The 23,098-nt window shown below is 72.7% G+C and carries 20 protein-coding genes; 12 read left to right on the top strand and 8 right to left on the bottom strand.

The genetic code is table 11. The features are described from left to right. Positions 1 to 43: 43 nt before the first annotated feature. Positions 44 to 2,911: an FAD-binding and (Fe-S)-binding domain-containing protein gene (locus LCD31_RS01165; RefSeq protein WP_224955513.1), complete on the bottom strand. Its 2,868-nt coding sequence runs from the start codon at positions 2,909 to 2,911 to the stop codon at positions 44 to 46. Beyond that, positions 2,911 to 4,077, bottom strand: coding sequence for an alanine--glyoxylate aminotransferase family protein (locus LCD31_RS01160; RefSeq protein ID WP_224955512.1), 1,167 nt, complete (start codon positions 4,075 to 4,077; stop codon positions 2,911 to 2,913). The genes LCD31_RS01165 and LCD31_RS01160 overlap by 1 nt, the downstream gene beginning before the upstream one ends. A gap of 146 nt (positions 4,078 to 4,223) precedes the next feature. Between LCD31_RS01160 and LCD31_RS01155 the strand changes: the two genes are divergently transcribed. Together LCD31_RS01155 and LCD31_RS01150 are read left to right on the top strand one after the other, a co-directional pair. Beyond that, positions 4,224 to 5,489, top strand: a complete 1,266-nt coding sequence (locus LCD31_RS01155) for an SLC13 family permease (RefSeq protein WP_224955511.1) — start codon at positions 4,224 to 4,226, stop codon at positions 5,487 to 5,489. A gap of 54 nt (positions 5,490 to 5,543) precedes the next feature. Then, a complete protein-coding gene (locus LCD31_RS01150) occupies positions 5,544 to 6,317 on the top strand; it encodes an IclR family transcriptional regulator (protein ID WP_224955510.1) in 774 nt (257 codons plus the stop codon). Positions 6,318 to 6,332: 15 nt separating this feature from the next. Here the strand turns inward: LCD31_RS01150 and LCD31_RS01145 are convergent, their stop codons facing one another. The 3 genes from LCD31_RS01145 to LCD31_RS01135 form a co-directional block, all read right to left on the bottom strand. Continuing rightward, on the bottom strand, positions 6,333 to 7,106 hold the full coding sequence (locus LCD31_RS01145) for an enoyl-CoA hydratase/isomerase family protein (RefSeq protein WP_224955509.1): 774 nt from the start codon (positions 7,104 to 7,106) through the stop codon (positions 6,333 to 6,335). Next, positions 7,103 to 8,296: a CaiB/BaiF CoA-transferase family protein gene (locus LCD31_RS01140; protein ID WP_224955508.1), complete on the bottom strand. Its 1,194-nt coding sequence runs from the start codon at positions 8,294 to 8,296 to the stop codon at positions 7,103 to 7,105. The genes LCD31_RS01145 and LCD31_RS01140 overlap by 4 nt, the downstream gene beginning before the upstream one ends. A gap of 478 nt (positions 8,297 to 8,774) precedes the next feature. After that, entirely contained in the window at positions 8,775 to 10,124 is a 1,350-nt protein-coding gene (locus LCD31_RS01135) for an MFS transporter (RefSeq protein ID WP_224955507.1), read from the bottom strand. Positions 10,125 to 10,808: 684 nt separating this feature from the next. Here LCD31_RS01135 and LCD31_RS01130 point away from each other — a divergent pair. After that, the gene (locus LCD31_RS01130) at positions 10,809 to 11,594 is read left to right on the top strand and encodes an AfsR/SARP family transcriptional regulator (protein ID WP_224955506.1); all 786 of its coding nucleotides are present in this window, start codon (positions 10,809 to 10,811) and stop codon (positions 11,592 to 11,594) included. Here LCD31_RS01130 and LCD31_RS01125 read toward each other — a convergent pair. Both LCD31_RS01125 and LCD31_RS01120 read right to left on the bottom strand, forming a co-directional pair. Continuing rightward, on the bottom strand, positions 11,579 to 12,436 hold the full coding sequence (locus tag LCD31_RS01125) for a DedA family protein (protein WP_224955505.1): 858 nt from the start codon (positions 12,434 to 12,436) through the stop codon (positions 11,579 to 11,581). The two genes, LCD31_RS01130 and LCD31_RS01125, sit on opposite strands and share 16 nt — an antisense overlap. After that, positions 12,436 to 13,116 (bottom strand): class I SAM-dependent methyltransferase, encoded by a 681-nt coding sequence (locus LCD31_RS01120; RefSeq protein ID WP_224955504.1) that lies wholly within the window; start codon positions 13,114 to 13,116, stop codon positions 12,436 to 12,438. Before LCD31_RS01120 ends, LCD31_RS01125 begins: the two co-directional genes overlap by 1 nt. A gap of 103 nt (positions 13,117 to 13,219) precedes the next feature. Here LCD31_RS01120 and LCD31_RS29430 point away from each other — a divergent pair, with 103 nt between their 5' ends. From LCD31_RS29430 to LCD31_RS01075, 9 genes are all read left to right on the top strand, one after another. Beyond that, a complete protein-coding gene (locus tag LCD31_RS29430) occupies positions 13,220 to 14,359 on the top strand; it encodes a histidine kinase (RefSeq protein ID WP_224955503.1) in 1,140 nt (379 codons plus the stop codon). Continuing rightward, complete coding sequence (locus LCD31_RS01110; RefSeq protein ID WP_224955502.1) at positions 14,356 to 15,006, top strand: response regulator transcription factor; 651 nt, start codon at positions 14,356 to 14,358, stop codon at positions 15,004 to 15,006. The genes LCD31_RS29430 and LCD31_RS01110 overlap by 4 nt, the downstream gene beginning before the upstream one ends. 144 nt (positions 15,007 to 15,150) lie before the next feature. Then, on the top strand, positions 15,151 to 15,522 hold the full coding sequence (locus LCD31_RS01105) for a DurN family substrate-assisted peptide maturase (protein WP_224955501.1): 372 nt from the start codon (positions 15,151 to 15,153) through the stop codon (positions 15,520 to 15,522). A 32-nt stretch (positions 15,523 to 15,554) separates the two neighbouring features. Continuing rightward, positions 15,555 to 15,791 (top strand): cinnamycin family lantibiotic, encoded by a 237-nt coding sequence (locus LCD31_RS01100; protein ID WP_308011301.1) that lies wholly within the window; start codon positions 15,555 to 15,557, stop codon positions 15,789 to 15,791. Positions 15,792 to 16,338: 547 nt separating this feature from the next. Beyond that, a complete protein-coding gene (locus tag LCD31_RS01095; RefSeq protein ID WP_224955499.1) occupies positions 16,339 to 19,221 on the top strand; it encodes a type 2 lanthipeptide synthetase LanM family protein in 2,883 nt (960 codons plus the stop codon). 107 nt (positions 19,222 to 19,328) lie between these two features. Then, a complete protein-coding gene (locus LCD31_RS01090; protein ID WP_224955498.1) occupies positions 19,329 to 20,237 on the top strand; it encodes a Nif11-like leader peptide family natural product precursor in 909 nt (302 codons plus the stop codon). 46 nt (positions 20,238 to 20,283) lie between these two features. Continuing rightward, the gene (locus tag LCD31_RS01085) at positions 20,284 to 21,267 is read left to right on the top strand and encodes an ABC transporter ATP-binding protein (protein WP_224955497.1); all 984 of its coding nucleotides are present in this window, start codon (positions 20,284 to 20,286) and stop codon (positions 21,265 to 21,267) included. Between the two features lie 25 nt (positions 21,268 to 21,292). After that, entirely contained in the window at positions 21,293 to 22,177 is an 885-nt protein-coding gene (locus LCD31_RS01080; RefSeq protein ID WP_224955496.1) for an ABC transporter permease, read from the top strand. Between the two features lie 71 nt (positions 22,178 to 22,248). After that, positions 22,249 to 22,632 carry an SdpI family protein gene (locus LCD31_RS01075; RefSeq protein WP_224955495.1) on the top strand — a complete coding sequence of 128 codons (384 nt, stop codon included), beginning with the start codon at positions 22,249 to 22,251 and terminating at the stop codon, positions 22,630 to 22,632. On the opposite strand, the gene LCD31_RS01070 is transcribed toward LCD31_RS01075, so the two are convergent. Next, positions 22,629 to 23,098: FCD domain-containing protein (locus LCD31_RS01070; protein ID WP_224955494.1), on the bottom strand; the 470-nt coding region annotated here is incomplete at its 5' end. The two genes, LCD31_RS01075 and LCD31_RS01070, sit on opposite strands and share 4 nt — an antisense overlap.

The following is a 23,098-nucleotide window of genomic DNA, read 5'->3' as shown; positions in this document are numbered from 1 at the left end:
ATCCGCGGGACGGCCCGGAACGCCGGTCGATCACTCGATCAGCCTAGCGGCCGGCGAGCGCGGCGCGGACCAGTTCCAGCGGGTGGTGCGCGGCGCGCGGGGTGCCGTGCGCGATCTGCTGGCGGCAGGACACCCCGGTCGCGGCGATGAGCGTGGTGCCCGGTTCGGCGCGCACCGCGGGGAACAACCGGTCGGAACCGATCGCCATCGACAGCTCGTAGTGCTCGGCCTCGAAGCCGAACGAGCCCGCCATGCCGCAGCACCCGGCGTCGAGCTCCGCCACCTCGGTGCCGGGGATGCGGCGCAGCAGGCCGACGGTGGCGGCGGTGCCGACCTCGGCCTTCTGGTGGCAGTGCCCGTGGAACAGCACCCGCCGTCCCGCGGGCCAGGTGTCCGCGGAGAGCTCCAGGTCGCCCGCGTCGATCGCCTCCGACAGCAGCTCCTCCAGCTGGCGCACCCGGCCGGCGACGTCGCGGGCCGCCGGGTCGTCCGGCAGCAGCGACAGCGACTCGTCCCGCAGCGTCAGCACGCAGGACGGTTCGCACCCGACGATCGGCGCGTCCGAAGTGGACAGCCGGGCGACGAGGTCGCGGGCCTTCGCCTTCGCGTCGTCCACCAGCCCCTTCGACAGGCTGGAGCGCCCGCAGCAGCCCCGGTCCACCAGCCGCACCTCGTAGCCCGCGCGCTCCAGCAGCTCCACCGCCGCCCGGCCGATGCCCGGCTCGGTGAACGTGGTGAACGAGTCCGCCAGGAACAGCACCGGTCCGCGCGGCGCCGAACCCGCCGCACCCCGGCCGCGGAACCAGGAGGCGAGGTGGCGGCGCTGGAACCGCGGCAGCGGCCGGTGCTCGGTGATGCCCAGCGCGCGCCGGGCCAGCCTGCGCAGCAGCGGGATCCGGCCCGGCAGGTTCGACAACGGCGCCGTCGCCGCCCCCAGCCGGTTCAACGCCCGGATCGCGCCGAACACCCGCGAGCGCAGCGGCACGCCGTGCAGGTCGTGGTGGTGCGACAGGGTCTCGCTCTTGAGCTTGGCCATGTCCACGCCCAGCGGGCACTCGCTCTTGCACGCCTTGCACATCAGGCACAGGTCCAGCACCTCGTGCAGCCGCTCGTCGCCCAGCGCCCGCTTCGGATCGGGTTCGGACAGCGCCTTCACCAGGGCGTTCGCCCGGCCGCGGGTGGCGTCCTGCTCGCGGGTGGTGGCCATGTACGACGGGCACATCACGCCGGTGGTGCTCTTGCGGCACAGGCCGATGTTCATGCACCGGTCGGCGGCGCCGCGCATGCCGCCGACGACCTCGAAGGACAACCTGGTGCGGAACGGGCCCGGCACCGGCTGCTCGGCGTCGCGCAGGTGCTCGGTCATCGGCGGCGCCTCGACGATCTTGCCGGGGTTGAGGGTGCCCGTCGGGTCGAACAGGTGCTTCACCCGGCACATCGCCGCGTACAGCTCCTCCCCGAACAGCTCGCGGTTGAACTCGCTGCGGGCCAGGCCGTCGCCGTGCTCGCTGGAGTTCACCCCGCCGTACTCGGCGACCAGCGACTTCACCTCCTCGGCGACCGCGCGCATCGTCGCCACCTGGGCGGGTTCGGCGAGGTCCACGAACGGCCGGATGTGCAGGCAGCCCACCGAGCAGTGCCCGTAGAACCCGGCGGTCAGGCCGTGCCGGTCGAGGATCTTCGCGAACTTCGCGGTGTACTCCGGCAGGTGCTCGGGCGCGACGGCGGTGTCCTCCACGAACGCCAGCGGCCGCCGGGTGCCCTCACCCGCGGCCATCAGCAGGCCCAGGCTGGACTTGCGGACCTTCAGCAGCGACTCCTGCTGGGCCGGGGTGACCGCCTCCAGCGTGTGGTAGCCGTGCCCGTGCTTGCGCCACCGCGCGCTGAGCCGCCGCAGCCTCGCCACCAGCTCGTCCTCGTCGTCGCCGGTGAAGCTGACGAACAGCAGCGCGTCCGGATCGCCGTCGAGGATGGTGCCCAGCGAGGCGTACTCGATGCGCTGCCGGGACAGGTCCAGGATCGTGCGGTCCATCAGCTCCACCCCGGACGGGTCGCAGGACAGCGCGTCGCCGGTGGCGGCGATCGCGGCCTGCGTGGAGGTGAAGTGCCCGACGGCGATCACCGTGCGGCGCGGTTTCGGCACCAGTCCCACCACCGCCTCGGTGGCGATCACCAGCGTGCCCTCCGAACCGACCACGAACTCGGCGAGGTCGAACGGTCCCGGCGCGGCCAGCCGGTCCAGCCGGTACCCGCCCGCGCGCCGCCAGAAGTCCGGGAATCCGTCGGTGATCGCGCCGTCGGCGACGAGTCCGGGCAGCTCCCGGTGCAGCCGCGCCTCCAGTCCAGGACCGGCCGCGCGCCGCAGCCGCTCCGCTTCGTCGACCGGGCCGAACCGGGCGGTGGAGGCGTCGGAGAGCACCACCGACAGCTCCCGCACGTGGTCGATCGTCATGCCGTGGCGCACCGAACCGCTGCCCGCCGAGTTGTTGCCGATCATTCCGCCGAGCGTGGCGCGGTTGCTGGTGGAGGTGTCCGGCCCGAACATCAACCCGTGCGGGGCGGCGGCCCGGTTCAGCTGGTCCTGCACCACGCCCGGCTGCACCCGCGCGAGGCGCGCCTCCGGGTCCAGCTCCACGATCCGGTGCAGGTGGCGGGAGAAGTCGAGCACGAGGCCCGGCCCCACCGTCTGCCCGGCGAGGCTGGTCCCCGCGCCGCGCGGCACCACCGGCACGCCGTGCTCGGCGGCCGCCGCCACCGTCGCCGCCACGTCCGCCGCTTCGCGCGGGAACACCACGCCCAGCGGGGTGATCGAGTACATGCTGGCGTCGCGGGAGTACAGGTGCCGCGTGTAGTCGTCGAACTCCACCTCACCGGCCAGGTCCGCCCGCAACCGCCGTTCCAGGTCGTCCATCACGCCTCCCCCAGCTCGGCCAGCGCGGCGGTGATGCCGCGCTCGTCGAACGGGACGCCCGCCGCGGCCAGCCCCAGCTGCACCCCGGACAACGCCGCGGCCAGGCCCACATCGTTGAGATGTCCCAGGTGGCCGATGCGGAACACGCGCCCCGCGAGCTTGCCCAGCCCCGCGCCCAGCGAGGTGTTGCACCGCTCCAGCACCACCCGCCGGAACTCGTCGGCGTCGTGCCCATCGGGCAGCAGCACCGCGGTCAGCGCCGGGGAGTGCTCCCGCTCGTCCAGGCACAGCACCTCCAGCCCCCAGCCGCGCACCGCCGCCCGCGTCGCCGCCGCGTGCCGCAGGTGCCGCCGGAACACCGCGGGCAAGCCCTCCTCGTCGAGCATCACCAGCGCTTCGCGGAGGCCGAACAGCAGGTTCGTCGCCGGAGTGCTCGGGAAGAACCCGCGCTCGTTCGCCGCCAGCTGCGGCCGCCAGTCCCAGTAGGACCGCGGCAGCCGCGCGGATTCGGTGGCGCGCAACGCCTTCGCGCTGATCGCGTTGAAGCCGAGCCCCGGCGGCAGCATCAACCCCTTCTGCGAGCAGGCGATCGTCACGTCCACGCCCCACTCGTCGTGCCGGTAGTCCACCGAGCCCAGCGAGGAGATGGTGTCCACCAGCAGCAGCGCGGGATGCCCGACCGCGTCGAGCGCCCGCCGCACCTCGGCGATCCGGCTGGTCACGCCGGTGGAGGTCTCGTTGTGCACCGCGCACACCGCCCGGATCTCGCCGTCCGGGTCGGCGGCCAGCCGCTCCCGCACGACCTCCGGGTCGATCCCGTGCCGCCAGTCGCCGGGCACGAAGTCGACGCGCAGGCCGAGCTTCTCCGCCATCTCCCGCCACAGCGCGGCGAAGTGCCCGGTCTCGAAGGCCAGCACCCGGTCGCCGGGGCTGAGCGTGTTCACCAGCGCCGCCTCCCACGCCCCGGTGCCCGAGGACGGGTGGACCACCACCGGGCCGGTGGTGCCGAACAGCGGCCGCAACCCCGCCAGCACCTCCGCGGCGAGGGCGGCGAACTCGGGGCCGCGGTGGTCGATGGTGGGTGCGGACATGGCCCGCAGAACGCGGTCCGGAACGTTCGTCGGGCCGGGAACGTGCAGGAAGTGCCTGCCGATCGGCTGCGCCATCGGATTCTCCCCTGGTCTATTCAGAACTCTTGACCGTCAAATGTGCGCGGGGTCATACTCTCCCGGCACGAGACGTTGATCTCGCATCACGGAAATGAATTCCGCTCCCTTCCCGAGCCGACGACCGCCTCGAATCCAGGAGCACCATGTCCGTACAGATCTGGTCCATCATCGGGCTCGTCCTCATATTCCTCCTCGCCACGCTGCGCTCGGTGAACATGGGAGCCGTGGCATTTCTCGGAACATTCCTCATCGGCACGTTCCTGGTCGGCGACAGCGCCGACGAGCTGTTCGGCGGATTCCCCGGAGACCTCTTCGCGGTCCTCGTCGGGGTCACCATGCTGTTCGCCATCGCCAAGGCGAACGGCACCGTCGACTGGATGATCCACGCCGGAGTCCGCGCCGTACGCGGCCGCATCGCCCTCGTTCCGTGGGTGATGTTCCTGGTCACGAGCCTGCTGACGATGGTGGGCGCGGTGGTGCCCGGCGCGGTCGCGATCATGGCCCCGATCGGGCTGAACTTCGCCGCGCGCTACCGGATCAACCCGATGCTGATGGGGCTGCTCATCATCAACGGCGCCACCGCGGGCGGGTTCTCCCCGATCAGCATCTTCGGCGGAATCACCAACGGAGTCGTCGAACGCAGCGGACTCCCGGGAAATCCGCTGCTGCTGTGGGCGAGCCAATTCGCGTTCAACCTGGCGCTGAGCGTCGTCGTGTTCTTCCTCTTCGGTGGACGCGAACTCCTCGGCCGAACAGCCGAACCAGAATCCGCGGAATCGTCCAACGGCGGGACCACCGGGACCACGGTTCGGCTCGACGCGCAACGAATCCTCACGCTCGCCGGATTGCTCGTCCTCGCCGTCGGCGCACTCGCCCTCGAATTCGACGTGGGCCTGCTGGCGCTGAGCATCGCGACCGTGCTGTGCGTGCTGCACCCGGGCACCGCGAAATCCTGCGTCGCCGAGGTCGCGTGGCCGACGGTGCTGCTGATCTGCGGCGTGGTGACCTACGTGAGCATGATGGAGCGGATCGGCACCATCGAGTTCCTCGGCGACGGCGTGGCCGGGATCGGCGTTCCGCTGCTGGCGGCGTTCGTGATCTGCCTGATCGGCGCGGCGGTGTCCGCGTTCGCCTCCACCACCGGGATCCTCGGCGCGCTCATCCCGCTCGCGGTGCCGTTCCTGCTCACCGGACAGGTCGGCGCCATCGGCATGATCATCGCGCTGACGGTGTCCGCGTCCGTCGTGGACTCCTCGCCGTTCTCCACCAGCGGTGCGCTCGTCGTGGCGGGCGCTCCGCCGGAGCTGCGCGAGGGCGTGTTCCGGCGGCTGATGGCCTGGGGCCTGAGCATGATCGCGGTCGGGCCGGTGGTGTCCTGCGCGCTGTTCGTGCTGCCGGGGTGGCTGTGAGCGCCGTCCGCGGCGAGCACCGGATCGGCGCGGCGGACCGGCTAGGCTTCCGGGATGAGCGAAGGAATGCGCACCGTGCTCTCCGCTTTCCGGGTGCTCGAAGAGGTCGCGCACACCCAGCCGGCCGGGGTCGGCGACCTCGCCCGCAGGCTGCGGATGCCGAAGAGCACCGTGCAGCGGGCGCTGCGGACGATGTGGACGGCGGGCTGGATCTGCCCGGACGGCGCGGACGTCACCCGCTGGGTACTCACCACCCGCGCCTTCCAGGTGGGCCAGCGCGCCATCGCCGACATCGGCGTGCGGGACGCGGCGGCGGCCGTCATGCACGAGCTGCGCCGGGAGACCGGCGAGACGGCGCACCTGATGGTCCGCGAGGGCGACCACGCGGTGCTCATCGAGCGGGTCGAGACCGAGCACCCGATCCGCGCGGTGGTGCCGCTGGGCAGCACGGTGCCGCTGCACGGTTCGTCGAACGGCAAGGCGATGCTGGCGGCGATGCCCCGGGAAGCGGTGCGCCCCATCCTCGGTGAGGAACTGGTGCGCTACACCGACAACACGATCGTGGACTGGGCGGAGTTCTTCGCGGAGCTCGACCGGGTCGCCGAGCTCGGCTACGCCGCGAACACCGGCGAGTGGCGCGCCGACATCGCCGCGGTCGCCGCGCCGATCTTCGACGACACCGGCGATCCGGTCGCGGGACTGTCGATCTCCGCACCGGCCGGCCGGATCACCCCGGAGCTGCGGGAGCGCTACGGCGCGCTGGTCGCGGAGGCCGCCGCCCGGGTGAGCGCCACGCTGGGCCACCGCCCCGCGGTCCTGCCCGGCTGAGCCGCCCATCCGGCATCACCGGCCGAGCCACTGCGGGCGGCGCTTCTCGGTGAACGCGCGCACGCCTTCGCGGAAGTCCGCGCTGCCGTAGCAGGACTCCACCAGGTCGTCCCCCGGTGGCAGCGCGTGCCCCCGCAGCCTCCGCACGGCCTCCTTGGTGGCGCGCATGGTCAGCGGCGCGTGCCCGGCGATCCGCTCGCACAGCTCCGCGACCCGCGCGTCGACCCGGGATTCCGGGAGCACCTCGGAGGCCAGCCCGGCGCGTTCGGCCGCCTCGGCGTCGAGGAAACCGGCCGTGCAGATCAGGTGCATCGTGCGCCCCGCGCCGATCAGCGAGACCAGCAGCGCGTGGTTGCGCATCGACAGGCAGTTGCCGACGGTGCGCGCGATGGGCATCCCGAACTTCGCCCGCTCCGAGCAGATCCGCAGGTCGCAGGCCGCGGCGATGGTGAGTCCGCCGCCGGTGGCGTAGCCGTCGACGACGGCGATCGTCGGCACGGGGATCCGCTCCACCGCGTCCAGCACCGCCTCCACCCGCCGCTCGTAGTCGTGCCCGGCGGCGGCGCCGTCGAAGTCCCGGAACTGGCCGATGTCGGTGCCCGCGACGAACGCCTCGCCCCCGGCGCCGCGCAGCACCGCGACCCGCACCCGCGGTTCGGCGGCGACGCGCGCGCAGAACTCGGCGAGCTCGTCGTACATCCGCCAGGTCATGGCGTTGCGGGCTTCGGGCCGGTCGAAGGTGGCGGTGGCGACGGTTCCGTCGATCTCGACGCGCACCCGCCCGCTCATGCGACGGCTCCTTCGGCCCGCAGGGCGCGGATCTCCTCGTCGGTGCGGCCGGTGGCGCGCAGCAGTTCGTCGGTGTGCTCGCCGAGCGCGGGCGCGGGCCTGCGGATCCGCCCGGGGGTGCCGCTGAGCTTCACCGGGACGCCGAGCGCGCGCACCGGGCCTTCGCCGGGGTGGTCGACCTCGACGACCATCTCGCGGGCGAGGGTGTGCGGGTCGGCGCAGGACTGCGCGTAGTCCCGGATGGGTCCGGCGGGCACCCCGGCCGCCAGCAGCAGCTCGGTCCACTCCTCGGTGTCCCTGGTGCGCAGGGTCGTCGCGAGTTCGGCGGCGAGCTCGGCGCGGTGGCGGACCCGGTCGGTGTTGGTGGCGAACCGCTCGTCGGCGGGCAGTTTGGGCCGGTCGAGCACGGCGCAGAGCCGCCGCCACAGCCGTTCGTTGTTGGCACCGACGGTGATGTGCCCGTCGCGGGTCGGCAGCGCCTCGTAGGGCGCGTTGACCCGGTGCGCGGAGCCGAGCCTGCCGGGTGCCTCGCCGGTGGCCCACAGCTCGGAGGTCTCCCAGATCGACAGGGCGAGGGCCGCGTCGTACAGCGAGGTGTCCACGGCCTGCCCGCGCCCGGTGGCGGCCCGGGACAGGCAGGCGCTGAGGATGCCCACGGCGCAGAACAGCCCGGCGGACAGGTCGGCGACGGGCACCCCGGACTTGGTGGGCGGGCCGCCGGGTTCGCCGGTGACGCTCATGATCCCGCTCATGGCCTGGGCGATGAGGTCGTAGCCAGGACGCCCCGCGTACGGCCCGGTCTGCCCGAATCCGGACAGGGAGGCGTGCACGATCCGCTCGTTGCGCTCGCGCAGCGCCGGGTAGTCCACGCCGAGCCGGGTGGCGACGCCGGGCCGGAAGCTCTCCACCACGACGTCGGCGTCCCGGACCAGCCGGTAGAAGGTGTCGAGCCCGGCATCGGTCTTGAGGTCGAGCGCGATGCTGCGCTTGTTCCGGTTCACCGCGAGGAAGGCGGCACTGGTGCCGCGGGGCAGCCGGTGCCCGGTGGCCTGGCGGGTGGCGTCGCCGCCGCCGACCGGTTCGACCTTGATCACGTCGGCGCCGAGGTCGCCGAGCAGTTGGCAGCAGTAGGGCCCGGCCATGACCTGGGTCAGGTCGAGCACGGTCAGGTTCTCCAGCGCGAACGTCATCGTTGCCCGCCGATCTGTGCCGCTGCACGGCACGACCTGTCTGTGACGGCATAACCGTACGAGCACGGCGGAGCCGCGGTCAAGGTTCCGGAGAACCGCAGGTCGGAGCGCATGCCGACCTGTGCCGCACGTCACAGGACGAGTTGGGGGCCACGTGAAATACACAGCTCCGGTGTGGCGATTCACCGGGCGGGAGAAGGTCGAGCAGTGGCAACGAGAGGCCGGTTCGGAGCCTTGATCAGCCTCCAGCGACGTTCCCCCGGACAAGAATCACGTCGCGTTGTCACAGGAGACTCGGATGAACCACATCATCGTCGCGCTGTCGGTCGAAGCCGTCGGACTGTTCGCCATCGCCGGGGCGATCACCGCGTGGACCCGCTCGGTCCTGCGGGCCGCCCCCCGCTGAAACCCCTTCCGCGAACGCAGAAGAGCCCCGCTGCCGAGAATGAACGGCGACGGGGCTCTTCCGCGTCCGAGGTCAGTCCTTGGCGCCGACCAGCACCTTCGCTTCCTCGTGGTCCACCGCGGCCGGCGGCGAGCCGGGCAGCCGCTTGCCCGCGGACTCCTTCGCGAAGTACACCGCGACCGCACCGATCACACCCGCACCCATCAGGTAGTAGGCGGGGATGTCCAGGTTCCCGGTGAGCGCGATCAACGCCGCGATCACCGTCGCGGCCGTGCCGCCGAACAGCGACACCGAGATGTTGAACGCGATCGACAGCCCGCCGTAGCGGATGTCGGTCGGGAACAGCGCGGGCAGCACCGACGGCGAGGTGGAGTTGAAGCACAGCAGCATCAACCCCATCAGCATCAGGCCGCTGAACGTGGCGAACGTGCCGCCCGCCTTCAGCAGCATGACCGACGGGATGGCCAGCACCACCAGCAGCACGCACCCGGTGTACATGACCGGCTTGCGCCCGATCTTGTCGCTGAGCCGGCCGATGAACGTGATCAGCACCATCGACACCAGCAGCACCACGATCTGCAGCACCTGGGACGTCGTGGAGTCCGTGCCCGCGTGCCCGTTGTCCGGCAGCGTCTGGGTGAGGTAGGTGGGCATGTAGCTGGTCAGCACGTAGTTGGTGACGTTGAAGACCAGCACGATGCCACCGCACACCAGCATCGCCGGCCAGTGGTTGACGAAGATCTTGCGGAACTCCGCCAGCGTCTGGTTGCCCTCGCGCCCCTCGGACTCCGCCGCGATCTTCGCGAACGCCGGGGTCTCCTCCAGCTTCATCCGGAGGTACAACCCGATGCCGCCGATCGGACCGGCGATCAGGAACGGGATGCGCCAACCCCAGGCCAGCAGGTCCTCTTCGCTGAGCAGCAGCTCCAGACCGGTCGCGAAGCTGGCACCCAGCGCGTAGCCGGTGAGCGTGCCGAACTCCAGGAAGCTGCACAGGAAACCGCGCTTGCGGTCCGGCGCGTACTCCGCGATGAACGCCATCGCGCCGCCGTACTCACCACCGGTGGAGAAGCCCTGCAGCAGCCTGGCCAGCAACAACAGCATCGGCGCCGCGACGCCGATGGCGTGGTAATCGGGCAGGATGCCGATGATGAACGTGCTGATCGCCATCATGATGACGGTCAGCGACAGGACCTTCTGCCTGCCGATCCGGTCGCCCAGCGGCCCGAAGAACAGCCCGCCGAAGGGCCGCACCAGGAACGCCGCGGCGAAGGTGCCGAGCGTGGCGATGGTGCCCATCGTCGGCGAGAGGCCGGCGAAGAACACGCTTTCGATCTTCACGGCCAGGTAGGAGTAGACGCCGAAGTCGAACCACTCCGTGACGTTGCCGATCGCGGCCGCACCGACGGCTCGGCGAATCACGCCCGGCTCGGTGACCGTCACATCCGATACCGAGAAGTCGTCCGATTCCGCGTTGGACGAGCTTGCCCCTGACAAGGAGAACACCCCTCTTATCCATTCTCGGCCGCCCACCCCCGGGGCGGCCCGTCGAGGCTCCTGCTCGACAACTCTTTTTCGACCTTGGGCAGACACCTTAGTGCCCCGAACGGGTCAACCGAAATCCACCGACCGAAATCTATCCACGCATTCGTTCGAATAGTCCGATTTGCACTTTACTCGCCGCCACCTGGCGACTCGGACATTCGAACCGATATTCGCATAGCGGTCACCCACCGGCGGAGCCGGTTGCACGGACAGTGATTGAGCGAACCGTGATCGAAGTCTCCGCACCGCGATTCGACCTCTTAACACGATTATCGAAAAATTGCGCGCGCAGTTCCGCCGATCCGGGGAAAAACCCCCGATCCGGGGACGCCCACCTACTTTCGTAAGACCCCGTACGCAGCATTGCCGGCCGTTGAAGATCGATGCTAAAAAGTGAAAATCAACTCCCGGGCCGGCCGCTCGCGCGCCGCCGATGACTCGGGAATCCCGGCCGCGATCTGGGGAATCGCCGCGCCGACCGCCGGTCGAACGCGACCCAGCCCGCGCACCGCCGAGGCCGACCGGCATGCCGGGACCGCACCGCACAACTGGGGGCTCCACGTGACGAAACCGCTGTCGTTCCACGTCCTCGGCCCGCTCACCGTCGGGAGCGGCGGGCGATGTCTCGACGTACCCGGATCCAGGCAGCGCATCCTGCTCGCCGCGCTGCTGGTCAAGTTCAACCAGGTGGTGTGCGTCGACGAGCTCGTGGACCGGATCTGGGACTCCCGGCCGCCCTGCCGGCCGCGCCGGGCGCTGCACACCTGCCTGACCCGGCTCCGGCACGCCATCGCGGACGCGCCCGGCGCGCCGGACCTCATCCGCACCTCCAGCGCCGGGTACACGCTCCAGGCGTCCCCGGAGACCCTCGACTTCGCCCGCTTCATCGAGCTGCTGGAGCAGGCGCGCGCCGCGGAGGCCGCCCACGACCGGCTCCGCGAATCCGCCGCCCTCGGCGAGGCGCTGGCGCTGTGGCGCGGGGAGCGCGCGCTACCGGACGTGGCCTCGGACTCGCTGCACCGCGACGTGGTGCCCGGGATGCACCAGCAGCGCATCGAAGCGCTGGAGCGGCGCGGCGAACTGGAGCTGGAACTGGGCCACCACCGCGAGCTCATCGGCGAACTGCGGGCGCTGACCTCCGCACATCCGTTCCACGAGCGGTTCTGGCAGCAGCTGCTGCTCGCGCTCTACCGCTGCGGGCGGAAGGTGGAGGCGCTGCTGGCCTACGCCGAGCTGACCTCGCGCATCCGCGACGGCCTCGGCGTGGAGCCCGGACCGCAGCTGCGCGATCTGCACCTGGCGATCCTGCGTGACGACCAGGTGCCGCCGCTTCACACCGCGTCGTAGCGGCCGGGACGCCGCTGCGCGCGGTGCCGCGGACCCGCGCGGCCGGGACGGTCCGCTCCCCCCGCGTCCGCGACGCCCGGTTCCACGGCCCCGGCGCCCGCTCCGACCGGATCGGCCCGGTCCGGGCGCGTGCCTGCCGGCCCAGCGCCTTCCGGATCCGCGTCCTCCGGACCCGCACGGTCCGGATCCGCGCCTTCCAAATCCGCGCGGTCCGCCGCATCGGCCGACCGGTCCGAGCCGTCCGCCCCACCGGAGCCGCGCCGTCGCCAGTACACGACCCCCAGCACCACCAGCACGAGCACCGCCACGGCCGGGATCGCGCCGAACGCCCCGGCCAGCCGCGAGTACGACGCCCCGGCCAGGTAGCCCACGCTGCCTTCCCCGCACGCCCACACCACCCCGGCGAGCGCGCTCCACGGCGCCATCCGGCGGTAGGGCAGGCCGGACGCGCCGATCAGGTGCGGAGCCGCGGACCGCACCAGCGGCACGAACCGGCACGGCACCAGCGCGGGCCCGCCGCTGCGGCGGAACAGCTCGCTCGCGCGGTCCCACGCGCGCGGGACGCGACGCGCGAACCGGGTCTCCCGCAGCCGAGGGCCGAGGTGGCGCCCGGTCCAGTGGCCGAGCGCGTCCCCGCAGATCGCGCCGACGGAAGCGGCCAGCACCACCGCCCACGGTTCCAGCACCCCCGCGTAGACGAGCGCGCCCGCGACGAGCAGCGGCCCCAGCGTGGGCACGAACGGGCTGATCACCAGGATCCCTTCGGTGAACACCAGCCCGGCGAGCAACCCGTAGGCGGCCGGCGGCGGCAGTTGCGCCAGCCAGTCGGCCGGTGACGGCATCAGCGGTCCTCCGCCGCGGGTGCGCGCAGGTGCCAGACGTGCGCGGGCGGCAGGTTCCACCACACCGTCGAGCGGCCGAGGCCGTAGCGCTCGACGAACTCGCGCTCCACCTCCATCGCGGCCCGGTGCCGCCGCGACTCGGTCGGGCCGCTCACCAGGGCGCGGGCCCGTTGCGTGCCCAGGTAGCCGAAGAAGGTCAGGTGCCCGCCCGGAACGAGCAGTTCGAGGTGCCGGTCCAGCAGCGCCCGCACCTGCTCGGGTTCGAAGTTGGTGAACGGCAGCCCGGAGACGACCACGTCGTAGCGCGGTTCCAGCGGCGCGTCCAGCACCGAGACCTCGTGCAGCGCGATCCGGTCGGCGACGGCGGAGAGCGCGAACTCGGTGCGCAGCGCGGTGTCGAGCATCCGCACGTAGTGCGGGTTGATCTCCACGACGTCCAGCCGGTCGGCGGGGCCGATCCGGTCGGCGAGCTCCCGCGTCACCACCCCGCTGCCCGCCCCGACTTCGAGCACCCTGGCCGGTGGCCGGTGCTGCGGCGGCAGCAGCGGCGCGGCGAGCCGGGCGGCGAGCCGTCTGCTGCTGGGGGCGATCGCCCCGGTGACGCGGAAGCTGCGGAACGCCTCGCGGGAGAAGGCGAACCGTCCGGGCGACGTGCTGCTGCTGGTCTGCACTGGGTCCACGTCGTTGCACGCTACTGGCGGGATCAACGGGCACCATCGGTCTCATGGCCACGGAGATCCGGTACGAAAGTAGGGGGGCGGCGGCTCCCTATGCTCGTCCGTCGTGGCGACGAGGAGCAACCCGGTGACCGCGGTACCGCCGCGCACGCGGTGGTGGGTGGAGGCGGCGCTGCTCGTCGCGGTCTCGCTGCTGTCCGCGCAGGAGGCCTACGTCCGCGCCGGCGGCGTGGTGCTGAGCCCGCAGGTCGGCGCGGTGCTGCTGGCCGGGATCGCGCTCGCGTGGCGCGGGCGGAACCTGGCGGTCGCGGCGGTGCCCGCGGTCCTGGTGGCCGCGGTGCTGGGGACGGTGCTGGCGCTGCTGGTGGTGCTGTACTCCTGCGCGAAGCGCGGCAGGCTGGTGGTGGCGGCGGTGTGCGCGGTCGCGGCGATGGGCGGGAACCTGCTGCAGCCGCAGCACTCGCTGTGGGGCACCCGGGTCGCCGTGCTGGTGCTGCTGCTGGTCGCGGTGGCGACGCTCCGCATGTGGGCGGGCGGGCACCGGCGGCTGGTGGCGAGCCTGGCCGCGCAGGTCGACCAGCTGCGGGTGGAGCGGGAGCTGCGCGCGGAGCAGGCGCGGTTGACCGAGCGCGGCCGGGTCGCGGCCGAGCTGCACGACTCGCTGGCGCACTCGTTGAGCGTGCTGGCGCTGCACACCGGCGCGCTGCAACGGCATTCGGACGAGCTGCCCCCGCAGGTCGCGGACCGCATCGACCTGCTGCGGGCGACGTCGACGGAGGCGCTGCGCGACCTGCGGGACGTGCTGGCGGGACTGCGCTCGCCGGACGGCGGCGGGGTTCCGGAGCCGCGCCGGATGCGCGATCTGGAGGCGCTTTTCGCGGAGGCGCGGGCGGCCGGGCAGCCGGTGGCGGCCGAGGTCTCCGGTGACGCGGCGGAGCTGCCGTTCAGCCACCGGCTGGCCATCTACCGGCTGGTGCAGGAAGCGCTGACGAACGCGCGCAAGCACGCACCGGGCTCGGCCGTGCGGGTCCGGGTCCGGCACGGTCCGCCGGAGTCCACCGTGGACGTGGAGAACGACGTGGGCGCGCCGGTGGAGCGGGACTCGCCCAGCGGCTACGGCCTGGTGGGGCTGGCCGAACGGGTCGACGCGCTGCACGGCACCCTGGAACACGGCCCTTCGGGCACCGGCGGCTGGCGGCTGTCGGCGCGCATCCCGGCACCCGCCCACTCCTCGGGAGCAGCATGATCCGCACGCTGATCGTGGACGACGACACGCTGGTCCGCCTGGCGCTCGCCGACATCCTCACCGACGCACCGGGGATCACCGTGGTCGGGCAGGCCGGGGACGGGCTGAGCGCGGTCCGGGAGGCCGCGACCGGCCAGGTCGACGTGGTGCTGATGGACGTGCGGATGCCGGAGCTGGACGGCATCCAGGCCACCGAGCGCCTGCGCGCGCTGCCGAACCCGCCGCAGGTCGTCACGCTCACCACCTTCGACCTCGACGAGTACGTGTACGGCTCGCTGACCGCGGGTGCCGCCGGATTCCTGCTCAAGGACAGCGAACCCGCCGAGATCGTGCGCGCCGTGCAGGTCGTCGCGAGCGGGCAGGCGATGCTGCACCCGGCGGCGGCGCGGCGGCTCGTCGACCACTACCACCGGGGCAGCGGACCCGATTCCGCCGCGGCGCGCGCGAAGATCGAACGCCTCACCCCCCGGGAGCGGGACGTGCTCGGCCGGTTGGCGACGGGCGACGGCAACGCCGAGATCGCGAGCGCTCTCGGCATGCGGGAGAGCACGGTGAAGGCGCACGTGAGCCGCATCCTCGCCGCGCTCGACGTGGGCAACCGGGTGCAGGCCGCCCTCTGCGCCTGGGCGGCCGACCAGTCCGGCTGACGGAGCCGCGAACCTCCTGCCGCGGTGACGGATCCCGCTGCCGCCACGCCAGTTCTCCTGCGGTGAAACAGCTTTGAAGGCGGACTGAAACCACCGCCCCCTAGCGTCGGTCGCGTTGGGCCTCCGACGGATTGGGAGCGGTCGATGCAGCACTCGGATGTTCCGGTCATCTACCCGGACGTGGACGTGATCCGGCGAATCCAGGAACTCGTGGTCCTGTGCTCGCTGCTGCCGCCGGACGGCAAGCTGCGCGAGGTGCTGCAGCTCGCCCTCGCGCTGAACGAGGAGCCCACCTTGGCCCGGCTCACGCCGGTCACCGACCTGCACCCCTTCGCGACCCACAAGTGGCTGGAGCAGCTGTGGTCGCCGGAGGGACTACCGGAGCAGGAGAAGGAGGTCGTCGCCTGGCAGAACGAGAACGACAACATGGGCCGAGCGCTCGTGGAGTTGAAGAACGCGGAGGCGCAGCTGGGTTTCGCCCTCGTGGCGCAGCTGCCCGCCGAGAAGTCCGAATGATCCGAACGCACACCAGCATCCAGGAGGAGATCATGTCCGACACCATTCTTCGCCAAGCCGTCATCGACGCCGAGTTCCGCTCCGCGCTCATCGCGGACCCCGCCGCCTTCGGCGTGGAGCCTGCCGAGCTGCCCGACGCGGTCGAGGCCGTCGACCAGGAGTCCCTGGACTTCTGGACCAAGGGGATCGCGGCCAACGAGGTCGTCGCCTGCGCCAGCACCTGCAGCGCCGGCCCGTTCACGTTCGCGTGCGACGGCTCGACCAAGTGAGCTGAGCATCGACGCGGTGAGCCTTCGGGCTCGCCGCGTTCCTCGCCCACCACCGACCGGGGACAGGTGTTGATGCAGACCGACCGAGCACTCGATCTGGCCGCCCGCGCGAGCAACCTGGACGAGCGGTTGCACGTCGTCACCGCGCTGCGCGACTCGGGGCGGCCGCTCGCGGCGGCGCCGCCCGACGCGGTCGAGCGGTGGCGGCTGGACCGCGTCGCCGGACGGCTCGCCGGGAAGTTCGCGCAGGAGGCCGAGAACCGGGCGCGGCCCGCCCGGCACACCGCCGAGGAGCTCGCCGCGGTGCTCACCGCCTACCGCGCCGTCGAATTGGACCCGGCCCCCCCCCCCCCGGCCGGGGGGGGGGGGGGGGGGGCCGCGGGCCGGGGGGGGGGGAAACCCGCCCCGGGGGGGGGGGGGGGCCCCCCCCCCACCCCCCCCCGCCCCCCCCCGCCCCCGCCCCCCCCCCCCCCCCCCCCCCCCCCCCCCCCCCCCCCCCCCCCCCCCCCCCCCCCCGGAGCTGCTGGAGGAGCTGCACGCGGCCTGGTTGCCGACCTACCGCGACGCGGTGCTCGGCTGGGACCCGGCGCACTCCGACCCGCACGCGACGTGGCGGGAGACCGACGTCTACTACGGCGAGCTGGCCACCGCCTGCGAACCGTTCCTGGTGGAACTGGGGCGCAGGCTGGAGAAGGTGCGCGCGGAGCTGCCGGAGTCGATCGGGCCGGACCTGGTCGACGACCTCCAGCGCCACCTGCACGGGCGGTTCGCGCTGGCGCTGGCCTGGGTGGTGGAGGCCGAGGCGAACCTGCACCGGGCGCGGCGCGGGATCGACCGGGAGCGGGCGGGCGAGGACGACTACCTCGCCTACCTGGACGCGACGTTCGCCGATTCCGCCGCCTACCACGAGTTCTTCCTGGAGTACCCGGTGCTGGGGCGCTGGCTGGCCCACCTGACCGGGCTGATCGGCGACTACGGCGCGGACCTGCTGCGCAACCTGGCGGCCGACGCGGCGCGGCTCGGGCCGGAGTTGTTCGGCCGGTCGATCGTCGCGTTCCGCTCGCTGCGGCTCGGCACCGGCGACTACCACGCGGGCGGGCGCAGCGTCGCGGTGGTGACCGCCGAGCTCGACGACGGCGGGACCGGGACGTTCTACTGCAAGCCGCGCTGCCTGCGTTCCGAGGCGGGGGTGCAGGCCGTGCTGGACCGGTTGCGCGAGCGGGGTGTCGTGGAGTTCGCCTCCCGGCCCGTGCTGGTGCGCGACGGCTACGGCTACGAGGCCGCGATCCCCACCGGGCGCAACGAGACCGGCACCGCCGAAGCGGCCGCGCACGTGTACCGGGAGCTCGGCGGCCACCTGGCCCTGTTCTACGTGCTCGGCGGCAGCGACCTGCACTTCGAGAACATCATCGTCGCCGACGGCCACGTCCACGTGTGCGACGGGGAGACGGTGTTCGACGCGTCGCCGCTGGGCCGCGGCGGCAGCGGAACGGTGCAGGACTCGGTGTTCAAGACGGGCCTGCTGGAGTGGCCGCGCGCCGAAACCGCGGACGGCCCGGAGCAGATGCGGCTGAGCGGGTGCACCGGCGGCGAGAGCTACGAGATCCCGATGCCGGTGCCGCAGATCGTCGGCGGGCGTCTCGGCTTCGGCGCGGCGGTGCGGAACCGGTCGGGCGTGCGGGTGGAGCTCGACGCCACCAACCGGGTCTTCCTGCACGGGGAGCTCGTCCACCCGCAGGACCACCTGGAGTCCATCGTGGACGGTTTCGACCGGGTGCACGAGTGGCTGGAGCGCAACGCCGACGAGGCGGTCGCCCTGGTCTCGGAGGCGTTCCGCGGCGCCTCCGCCCGGTTCCTGAACTGGAGCACCCAGATCTACGCGCAGCTGATCGCGTCCGCGCGGCACCCGAAGTGCCTGGCCGACCCGCTGGAGGTCGACCTGCTGCTGAACACGGTGCGCACCTTCCCCCGCGAATGGGACCGCGACGCCGTGCTCTCGGCGCGGGAGACGGCGTCGATGTGGCGGCTGGACGTGCCGATCTTCACCGTCGAGGTGGGCGACGACCACCTCGTGCACGACCGCGCGGAACGGCTGCCGACCGCGCTGGACGGCTCCCCGCTGGAGCGCGCCGCGGAGCGGATCCGCTCGCTCACCGCGAAGAACCGCGCGCAGCAGGCCCGCTACATCGCCGCCAGCCTGTCGAACGACGAGATCAGCAGCCCCGCGTTCGTGGCCACCGCGCTGGACTACGCGGTGCGGGTCGGCGAGCGGTTGTGCTCGATGGAGCTGGAACCGCCGGCTCCGGCGCCGTGGAAGTCGTTCGGTCGGGTCGACGGCGTGCTGGAGTCCGTCGACATCGACGCGGACCTCTACACCGGCACCGCGGGGGTGGCGCTGTTCCTCGCCTACCTGGACGACGTGGTGCCGCGCCCCGAGTTCCGGCGGGCCGCGCGGCGCGCGCTGCGGCACGTCCTCGACACCCCGCCGCAGCGCACCGGAGCGTTCGCCGACGTCGGCGGGCGGCTGTACCTGCTCACCCACCTGCACCGGTTGTGGGGCGAGCAGGAACTGGTGGACGAGGCCGTGCGGGCGTGCGACGGCCTGGCCGAGCTCATCGACGCCGACACCCACCTGGACCTGCTGCACGGGGCCGCCGGGATGATCCCGGTGCTGCTGGCGCTGGAACCGCTGCTCGGGGATCAGGCGCTGGACCTGGCGCACCGCTGCGCGGACCACCTGCTGCGGCGCGCCCGCGATCGGGACGGCGCGGTGAGCTGGCCGTCCAACACCCCGGAACACGCCCGGGACGACATGACCGGGTTCGCGCACGGCGCCGCCGGGATCGGCTGGGCGCTGGTCCTGCTGGGCACCCGCACCGGCCGGGACGAGTGCGTCGCGGCGGGCAGGAGCGCCTTCGCCTACGAGGCGCGGCACTTCGACCTCGACGAGCAGGACTGGTACGACCTGCGCTACGACACGGGTCAGGTCGCGAAGAACGGCCACCACTACTCCAACGCGTGGTGCAACGGGGCCGCCGGGATCGGGTTGAGCCGCATCGCCGCCTGGTCGTTGCTGGGCGCGGACGACGAGGAGCTGCTGCGGGAGGCGCGGCATGCGCTGGGGGCGACCGTGCGCAACTTCTCCCGGCTGAAGAACCACACGCTGTGCCACGGCACCTCCGGCAACTCGGAGCTGCTGCTGCGCTACGCGCTGCTGCGCGATGAACCCGCGTTCCGGCTGGAGGCGAACGTGCAGGTGCGCGAGATGTGGCGCTCGCTGGACGACGCCGAGCACGGCCTCGGCGAGCAGAGCGCCGACTTCTTCCCCGGGCTGATGATGGGGATCTCCGGCTACGGCATGCACTTCCTGCGGCTCGCGCACCCGGAACGGGTGCCCTCGGTGCTGATGCTCGACCCGCCGCGACCGTGAGCACCGCCCTCCGCTTCCCCGAACCTCCCGCCCCACCACCGAATCCCGGCATCCCAGCGACCCGGCGGGCAGCGACCCGCCACCCGCACCGGACGAAGGAGACCGCCATGACCGTCGAAGCCTGCAAGAGCTTCCTGCGCGCGACCAGGCAGCAGCCGGAACTCGGCCAGCAGCTCAAGGCCGTCACCGGGATGGAGGAGATGATCGCGCTCGGCGGCAGGCACGGGTTCGACTTCACCGCCCAGGAGCTGGCCGAGGGATCCGCCGAGCTCGGCGCGGAGACCACGCCCGAACCGGCCGCCGACGAACCGGCGCCGCCGCGGGGAACGGCCTTCTACCACCACGAGTACGACCTGGCGGACGTGCCGGAGCTGGCGCCGCTGATCGACGAGCTGCCGCTGCTGAAGGTGCGGCCGCCGCTGGACATGGCCGAGTTCCACGCCCGGTTCCGCGCCGACGACCTGGACTCCACCTCGAAGTCCCCGTCCGATCCCGAGTTCCAGGAGTGGAACCGCCGGATGATGGCCGCGCACTGGCAGGACCCGGCCGGCGGCGGCGCGCGGCGGGACTTCCACCTGGTGAACCTGGACGAGCACGTCGAGCACCCCGGCTACCCCGCGTACTTCGCCGCCAAGACGCGGGCGATCCGGTTGCTGGAAGGCGTGTTCGGCGACGAGATCCGGTTGTCCGGCTCGATGTGGTACCCGCCGAACAGCTACCGGCTGTGGCACACCAACGAGAACCAGCCGGGCTGGCGGATGTACGTGGTGGACCTCGACGACGACTTCCCCGAAGGCGGCGGCACCTCCTTCTTCCGCTACCAGAACCCGGGCACCGGCGAGATCGTGACGCTGCCGGAGCGCCGGAGGATCGTGCGGTTCTTCAAGGCCGAGCAGGACCCGGCGAGGTTGTTCTGGCACTGCATCGTGAATCCGACCGAACGGCACCGCTGGAGCTTCGGCTTCGTGGTGCCGGAGGACTGGCAGGACCACCTGGGCAGCCTGCGCGCCGCGTGACGGGATCGCCGCACACCCGGCCGTTCGACAGCAGCGAGGAGCACCCGTGCGACGACTCCGGCGAGGCGACGACCACCACCGCCCCGAGGACGCACCCGCGATCGTGGCCCGCGACGTGCACAAGTCCTACCGCGGGACGCACGCGGTGCGCGGCGTCGACATCACCGTGGCCCGCGGCGAGACGTTCGGCTTCCTCGGGCCGAACGGCGCGGGCAAGTCCACCACGATCGCGATGATGTGCACCTTGGCGCTGCCCGATGCGGGGCGCATCGAGATCGCCGGGTACGACGTGGTGCGCGACGCGCACCAGGTGCGGCGCAGGCTCGGCCTGGTGTTCCAGGAATCGACGCTCGACCCGGACCTGACCACCGCGGAGAACCTGGATTTCCACGCCGACCTGTACGCGATGCCCCGGGCGCTGGTCGCCGAGCGCGTCGACTCGATGCTCGACCTGGTCGGGTTGCGGGAGCGGCGCGCGGACCGGGTCGCGACGTTCTCCGGCGGGATGCGGCGGCGGCTGGAGATCGCGCGCGGCCTGCTGCACCGGCCGAGCGTGCTGTTCCTCGACGAGCCGACCGTGGGCCTCGATCCGCAGACCCGCGCCGAGATCTGGACCTACCTGCACCGGATCGCCGAGCAGGAGGAGACCACGGTCTTCCTCACCACGCACTACCTCGACGAGGCGGAGCGGTGCGACCGGATCGCGATCATCGACGCGGGCCGGATCGTCGCGCAGGGCACCCCGGCGGAGCTCAAGTCGGTGATCGGCGCGGACCGCATCGCGCTGCGCACCGGCGACGACGACGCGGCCGTGCGGGTGCTGCGCGAACGCTTCGACCTGGAGGCCACCACCGCGGACGGCGGCGTGCAGGTGCAGGTGTCCGACGGGGCGCGGTTCGTGCCGGTGCTCTGCTCCGGGCTGGACGTGCCGATCTTCGAGGTGACGGTGACCCGGCCGAGCCTGGACGAGGTGTTCCTGCACTACACCGGCCGCGCCATCCGGGACGTCCCCGGCGTGCCCGCCCCCTGATCCCCACGGCCGTTGAGGAGACCGCGTGACCAGCACCGCACCGCCCCGGACCGCAGCACCGTCCGAACAGGACGCCGAACGGAGCGGCCGGCTCGCGCGGGAGTGGCGGGCCGGGAGCATGGTGTGGCGCCGGGAACTGCTGCACTTCCTGCGGGACCGCACCCGGGTCGCGGTGTCGCTGCTGCCGCCGTTCCTGTTCCTGTACGTGCTCGGCATCGGCCTGTCCCGGCTGCTGGCCGACGGGGCGGGCGGGGCGCGGACGGCGGAGGACTACCTGGTGTTCCTGTTCCCCGGTGTGCTGGTGATGGCGGCGCAGGCGCCGGCGATCTCGGTGGGGGCGTCGATCGTGTGGGACCGGCAGACCGGGTTCATGCGGGAGATGCTGGCGGCGCCGGTGTTCCGCGGCACGCTGCTGCTCGGCAAGTGCCTCGGCGGTGCAACGGTGGCGACGGCGCAGAGCGCGGTCGTGCTGCTCACCGCCGGGCTGGTCGGAGTGCCCTACGACCCGGTGCTGTTCGCGGTGCTGCTGGCCGAGATCGCGATCGCCGCGCTGTCGCTGACGGTGCTCGCCGCCGGGGTGGCCGTCGCGATCAAGCGGGTGCAGACGTTCAACACCGTGCTGTCCGTGCTGATCACACCGCTGGTGTTCCTGTCCGGGATGATGTTCCCGATCAGCGCGATGCCCGGGTGGATGGTGGCGTTGACGGTGGTGAACCCGCTGACCTACGCGGTGGACGCGATGCGCCACGCCGTCCTCGGGCGGCTCGGGCAGGAGCACTCCTCGGTGATCTTCTCGCCGGTGGAGTGGGCGGGCTGGGAAGTCCCGCCACCGGTGGAGATCGCCGTGGTGCTCGGGTTCTCGGTGCTGGCGCTGGTCGCCATCAGCCGCCGGTTCGCCCGCACCGGCTGACCGGAGGTTGACGTCCGCGCCCGCCGTCGGCTTGGGTGACCGGGGACCGACGTCGAGCGGAGGGGGCCGCGTTGCCGGACGCCGCAGCACTGGCCCTGTACGCGGTGACGCTCGTGTTCACCGGTTGGGCGATGCACCTGATCCAGCGACTGAGCTCGCGCGGAACGTTGCGCCGCAACCACTTCGTCGGCATCCGGACGCGGGCGACGCAAGCCTCGGACGCCGCGTGGGCGGCGGGGCACCGAGCCGCGGAGCCGCGGCTGCTGCAGGCGGCGCGCACCGGTTACGCCGCCGGACTGCTCACCGCGGTGATCACGATCGCGCACGTCCAGGGCGTCCTCCCGCTGCCGGTGGCGCTGGTGGCGCCGAACGCGGGTCTGGTGCTGCTGCTGGTGTTCGCGCTGCACGGCGCGGTGCTCGCGAACCGGGCCGCACGGGCGGCCGACGGCGACTAGCTCCGCGCCGGGGGCGGCAGGCGTCGGCGCGCGTCCAGGCCGACGAACATGTCCCGGTGCAACGCGGTGACGTGGCGGTGCGCGACGTCGGCGGCGGCCGCGGCGTCGCGGGCGCGCAGGGCGGCGACGAGCTCGTGGTGCTCCCGGTTCGACTCGCGCAGCTGCTCCATCGGGTAGGGCAGGTAGTAGCGGTACAGGTCGCGCAGCACCGGCTCGTAGTCCGCGGCGGCGGCGGGGACGCCGGTGGCGGCGGCGACGGTGCGGTGGAAGACCTCGTCGAGCCGGTGGAACTCCGCCCAGTCCGCGGCCCGCTCCATCCGCTCGGCGAGTTCCTGGAGCTCGGCGAGCCGGTCGGCGTCGGGGGGGGGGGGCGCCCCCGGGGGGGGGCGGCCCGCCCCCCCCCCCCCCCCCCCGCCCCCCCCCCCCCGCCCCGCCGCCGCCGGCCCCGCCGCCCGGGGGGAGGCGG

Origin of the sequence: Saccharopolyspora sp. 6M, assembly GCF_020176775.1 — a bacterium.
GTDB lineage: Bacteria > Actinomycetota > Actinomycetes > Mycobacteriales > Pseudonocardiaceae > Saccharopolyspora_C > Saccharopolyspora_C gregorii.
The sequence above is the reverse complement of the archived record's forward strand: the minus strand, read 5'-3'. Positions and strand labels throughout refer to the sequence as shown.